The sequence below is a fragment of the Flavicella sp. genome (genome assembly GCF_037132785.1).
GTDB lineage: Bacteria > Bacteroidota > Bacteroidia > Flavobacteriales > Flavobacteriaceae > Flavicella.
Genome location: NZ_JBAHZZ010000034.1, coordinates 1 through 5,877 on the forward strand (window position 1 = coordinate 1; position 5,877 = coordinate 5,877).

The window sequence follows — 5,877 nt, forward strand, 5'->3', positions numbered from 1 at the left end:
ACACAAGAAAAGATGAAGGAAAATTTAGAAAATCACATGAAAACACTTCAAAATGACAGCAAAAGGGTAGTCAAATATTTTAAACATCACAACATAAAATATGCTGCGTAAAACTAACGATATATAGATGCGAGGTTAATAGTACGATAAAATTAGGTTTACCCATATTAGTATAATTGAAACCTAGAGATAAATTGAGGTTTATAAAGGTGAGGATCAAGCAAATTTTTATAGTAAGGAAAAGAGATTCCAAGAGTTGTTAAAAATAAATTTTTGAGTGTAAAAAAGGAGATTGACAACAATCTCCTTTTTTTGTATATGGATAAACATTTGATTAAACGTCTAATAGTGAGTTTGTTTTTTTTACAGCTTCAGCACTATTTGAAAGTTTTTCTTTTTCCGCGTCACTTAATTCTATTTCTACGATTTTTTCTATACCGTTTTTACCCAATATTACAGGTACACCAATACAAAGATCGTTTAATCCGTATTCTCCTTCTAAATATGCAGAACAGGTAAATGTTTTTTTTGTGTCACAAGCGATTGCTTGCACCATTGCAGAAACTGCTGCACCGGGAGCATACCAAGCTGAAGTTCCTAACATTCCTGTTAAAGTAGCTCCACCTACCATGGTCGCTTTGGCTACTTCCTCAAGTTTTTCTTTCGATAAAAACTCGCTTACTGGAATTGAATTTCTAGTCGCTAATCTAGTCAAAGGAATCATTCCTGTATCACTATGTCCTCCAATTACAATACCTTCTACATCAGATGCAGGTGCACCTAATGCTTGGCTCAGTCTGTATTTAAAACGTGCGCTGTCTAAGGCACCTCCCATACCGATAATTTGGTTTTTAGGAAGACCAGTCGCTTTGTGAGCTAAATAAGTCATCGTATCCATAGGATTACTTACAACAATTATAATCGCATTAGGAGAGTGTTTGATAATGTTTTCAGATACAGTTTTTACAATTCCTGCATTGATGCCGATTAATTCTTCTCTTGTCATTCCTGGTTTACGAGGAATTCCACTTGTGATTACAGCAATAGAGCTACCTGCTGTTTTTCCATAGTCATTTGTGCTTCCAGTGATTTTTGTATCAAATCCATTTAAAGAAGCTGTTTGCATAAGGTCCATCGCTTTTCCTTCTGCGTAATTTTCTTTAATATCTACAATAACTACCTCACTTGCAAAATTTTTAATAGCAATGTACTCAGCACAACTTGCACCTACAGCACCTGCTCCAACAACAGTAACTTTCATTTTATATAATTTATATTAATATTTGTTTGTAAATTTAGTAATTATAGATGGAATAACCTTCTGTTTTAAATGTGATTTTATAACTTTTTTTTAGTTTAAAACAGTTTGTAATAGGTTGCAATTGTAGGTGTTGTGTCTGTTTTTGTAGGTGATCTTTATCAGTAAATATTATGTTTATTATTGTATGTTTTATGTATCTGATATTTAGGTAGTATATGTATTGTGTTATTCGTATAATTGATGGGCTAATTTACACTTATGCCAAATGAATTTCAGAGTAGTTGATGCTAAATTTGAATTATTTTTTTCTTTAGATGAAATAAAAAATATGAGCATAGCCTAGGTTACGGTTCTATTTTATATTGAAATATAAAGGAAATAGAAACTTATTTAATCAATCATTTTGATGTTTATTTGGTGTTATATAGTTTTTTAGTGTTTGATATACATAAAAAAGGCATTGTTAAAATGATAACAGTGCCTTTTTTTGTGATTTCGAAATTGATTAAGCGTCGATATTTGCGTATTTCGAGTTTTTTTCAATAAATTCTCTTCGTGGTGGAACTTCGTCGCCCATCAGCATAGAGAATACTCTATCAGCTTCAACATCATTTTCAATAACAATTTGTCTAAGAGTTCTAAATTCAGGATTCATCGTGGTATCCCAAAGTTGCCCAGCGTTCATTTCTCCTAAACCTTTATATCTTTGAATCGTAGCACTACCTCCCATTTTTTGAACTATTAAATCACGTTGATCATCGTCCCATGCATATTCTCTTTTTTGTCCTTTTTTAACAAGGTAAAGCGGAGGAGTAGCAATATATACATAGCCCTGTTCAACCATTTCTTTCATAAACCTAAAGAAAAAGGTTAGAATAAGTGTAGCAATGTGGCTACCATCAACATCGGCATCACACATGATTACTACTTTGTGGTACCTCAGTTTAGAAAGGTTAAGAGCTTTGCTGTCTTCTTCGGTACCAATAGTAACTCCTAAAGCGGTAAACATGTTTTTGATTTCTTCATTTTCAAAAACTTTGTGGACCATCGCTTTTTCGACGTTTAATATTTTTCCACGCAATGGTAAGATTGCTTGGAAGTTTCTATCACGTCCTTGTTTTGCAGTTCCTCCAGCAGAATCTCCCTCAACTAAGAATATCTCACAGATTTCAGGATCTGTTTCTGAGCAGTCAGATAATTTCCCAGGTAGTCCACCAATAGACATTATTGTCTTACGCTGTACCATTTCTCGTGCTTTACGAGCAGCGTGACGTGCTTGTGCTGCTAAGATTACTTTTTGTACAATGATTTTAGCGTCATTTGGGTTTTCTTCAAGGTAGTCAGTAAGCATTTCTGACACTGATTGAGATACGGCAGCAGAAACGTCTCTATTTCCTAGTTTTGTTTTTGTTTGTCCTTCGAACTGTGGTTCTTGAACTTTTACAGAAATAATTGCGGTGAGTCCTTCACGGAAATCATCTCCCGAAATATCAAACTTTAGGTTTTTTAGTAAGCCTGAATTATCAGCATATTTTTTTAAAGTACCTGTCAATCCTCTTCGGAATCCAGAAAGATGTGTTCCTCCTTCATGAGTGTTGATATTGTTTACATAAGAATGTAGGTTTTCAGAATACGAAGTGTTATAGACCATAGCTACTTCAACAGGGATTCCGTTTTTCTCGTTTTCCATTGAGATAATTCCAGAGGTCAATTGCTCTCGAGTACTATCTAAGTATTTTATAAATTCACTTAAACCTTCTGTACTATAGAATATTTCTTTTATGTCGTTTCCTTCATCGTCTTGACTTCTCTTGTCAACTAATATAATAGTAATTCCTTTGTTAAGGAATGAGAGCTCTCTTAAACGGGAGGCTAAAATATCGTAAGAGTATTCAGTAGTTTGTTGGAAAATGGACTTGTCTGGTGTAAAGGTAACTTCAGTTCCTCTAAAATCTGTTTCTCCAATTTGTTTTACGGGATACAATGCTTTTCCTTTTTCGTATTCTTGTTCCCAAATTTTTCCTTCTCTAAAAACAGTTGCTCTTAAGTGCTCAGATAAGGCATTTACACAAGAAACACCTACTCCGTGTAGTCCTCCAGATACTTTGTAGGAATCTTTATCAAACTTTCCACCAGCACCAATTTTAGTCATTACAACTTCTAGGGCTGAAACTCCTTCTTTTTTGTGAATTCCGACAGGGATACCACGACCATCATCTCTAACAGTAACCGAATTGTCTTTGTTTATGTGTACTGTAATATTATTACAATGTCCTGCTAATGCTTCGTCAATAGAGTTGTCAATTACTTCGTATACCAAATGGTGAAGTCCACGGCTTCCTACATCTCCAATGTACATAGAAGGACGCATTCTAACATGTTCCATACCTTCTAAAGCTTGGATACTATCAGCAGAATACGAACTTGAATCTTCTTCGATCATATTATATGTGTTTTATATTATTAGTTAAGTCGATTTTTACAAACCAAACAAATATAATTAAATAGTAAGCTTATTAAAGGGGAATGTTTAAAACTTTAAAAAATGTTTATAAGTCTAAAGATTGCTTAAAAGAGCTTAAAACAGTCTTGTGCTGAGGGAATGTATCTCTAATGAATTCATAGTGGACATAAAATAGAAAAACGCCTTAAAAGCAATAAAATAAATGCTACTTTAGGCCTGAAAAAGAATATTTGGTAGTCGCTGCATAACGAAATCGTTTGAAAAAGCTGACTGTAAATTAAAAGTTTTACGAAATGATGTAAGTCATGTCTTGAAGATTTTGTCTAAGTTAATTTTAGCGAAGAATCAAGGAAAATATTTAGAAAATGAAAAATAAGATTAAAGGATTTTGGCGGTTGGTTTTTGTAGCTTTTATATTGAGTTCAGTATCGATAAAGGCTCAGAAAAAGGAGCCTTTTAAGCCAACAATAAAATGGAATCTTTCAGGTCAGTTTTGGTTGAGGTATGCCGATTTAAATGATGGATCTTTAATAAATGGAGAGCCTACTTCTAGTTATGCTGATGTTTCTATTCGACGCTTAAGAATTCCGATTTCTTCTCAGGTAACTCCTAAATTATTTTTGTATTCAATTATTGGGGGGAACAATTATAATATAAAAAACAAAGAAATGAAGTTAGGGATATTAGATTTATATGTTGAATATTCTTTTGGAAGATTTTTAGAAGTTGGAATGGGAAAGTCAGGTTGGCAAGGCTTGAATAGGTGGAATATTCGTTCAAGTGGTACGTTGATGGGCTTGGACTCTCCTTTATTTACATTAAATACTGTTGAGAAAAATGACGATTTAGGACGTCAATATGGGGTTTGGTTTAAAGGGCAAGCAAGTAGGTTTGATTATCGATTGGCACTTAGTAAACCGGAAATTATTACTACGGTTCCTGAGGGTGAAGTAGATTTTGCAAACAATAGACCTCGTCTTAAATCTTCTGCTTATGTGAAATATCAATTTTTTGAGCATGAATCTAATAAGTCTGCTTATCAAGTTGGTACCTATATGCAAACCAAAAAAGTTTTTAATATTGGTGTTGGATTTCAGTATCAAGAAAAAGCAATGAGTGATGGTGATGCTCAGTATGATGCGTTATCAGAAGTTGCAGCTGAAAATTATTATGATATGAGTCACTGGGCAGTAGATACTTTCTTAAACTTGCCTCTGGCAAATAAAGATGCTATCACTGCTTATTTGGGTTGTTATTATTATGGTTTTGGTGAAAATTATATCAGAAACGTTGGTGCCAATAATATTACTAGTGGAGGCGGAGATGATTATAATGGAGCAGGTGTTGCTTTTCCTATGATTGGTACAGGGGCTTCTTTGTATATGCAGTTTGGTTATGCGTTTGAGCAAGCAAAAGTATTGGGACAAGAAATGATTATTCAGCCTAATATTGCGATTCAACATTCTGATTGGGACGCATTGGAGCAAAATATGACTGTTTATGATTTTACGGTGAATTTTATGTTAAACGGAAAGCATTCTAATAAAATTAGTTTGGGCTATCAATACCGTCCTATTTATGATTCGACGACTTTAAAACAAATAGATGCTAAAGGAATGGCGATTTTGCAATATCAAATAGCATTGAAGTAAAAAATAAATCTTTAATTTATTGGTTGAAACGTTTTTCAGTAACTGAAGTTAAGACCGTTGCAAGGTACATGACAAAAACAAAGACCCAAACTTAGGGTGTAAATCGTTGTTTGTTAGCTTATTAAGATGTATATTCAAGCCGTGAAACTACAAATAACACCTACTTTTGCAGATAGCATTTGTGATTTACGCACAAGAAAGATAAAAGCTACATTTTTTAGTCAAATAAATATTCTTATCGATTGGGATCGAATTTCAAAAATAATAGAAGGACTATTCCAGGGGTAAAAGTGCCGTTGGTAAGCCTTCCTATGATGGTTTGTTGCTTTTTAAAATGTGTCTTTTGCAGAGTTGGTATGGTTTAAGCGATTACCAAGTAGAAGATAGACTTAACGATAGTTTATCATTCAGCTATTTCTGTGGAATGACAATAGAACAGGTAGCACCAGACCACAGTACATTGAGTAGGTTTAGAACGGCATTGACAAAAACTAAAACCT

The 5,877-nt window shown here is 33.8% G+C and carries 4 protein-coding genes; 2 read left to right on the plus strand and 2 right to left on the minus strand.

What is annotated here, in order from left to right:
* Positions 1-334: 334 nt before the first annotated feature.
* Together mdh and gyrB are read right to left on the minus strand one after the other, a co-directional pair.
* Positions 335-1,261 carry a malate dehydrogenase gene (gene mdh / locus V5787_RS02025; protein WP_336891619.1) on the minus strand — a complete coding sequence of 309 codons (927 nt, stop codon included), beginning with the start codon at positions 1,259-1,261 and terminating at the stop codon, positions 335-337.
* A gap of 505 nt (positions 1,262-1,766) precedes the next feature.
* A complete protein-coding gene (gene gyrB / locus V5787_RS02030) occupies positions 1,767-3,704 on the minus strand; it encodes a DNA topoisomerase (ATP-hydrolyzing) subunit B (protein WP_336891620.1) in 1,938 nt (645 codons plus the stop codon).
* Between the two features lie 386 nt (positions 3,705-4,090).
* On the opposite strand from gyrB, the gene V5787_RS02035 reads away from it, so the two are divergent.
* Positions 4,091-5,377 (plus strand): porin, encoded by a 1,287-nt coding sequence (locus tag V5787_RS02035; protein ID WP_336891621.1) that lies wholly within the window; start codon positions 4,091-4,093, stop codon positions 5,375-5,377.
* 141 nt (positions 5,378-5,518) lie between these two features.
* Positions 5,519-5,665: a hypothetical protein gene (locus V5787_RS02040; protein ID WP_336891622.1), complete on the plus strand. Its 147-nt coding sequence runs from the start codon at positions 5,519-5,521 to the stop codon at positions 5,663-5,665.
* Positions 5,666-5,877 lie beyond the last annotated feature (212 nt).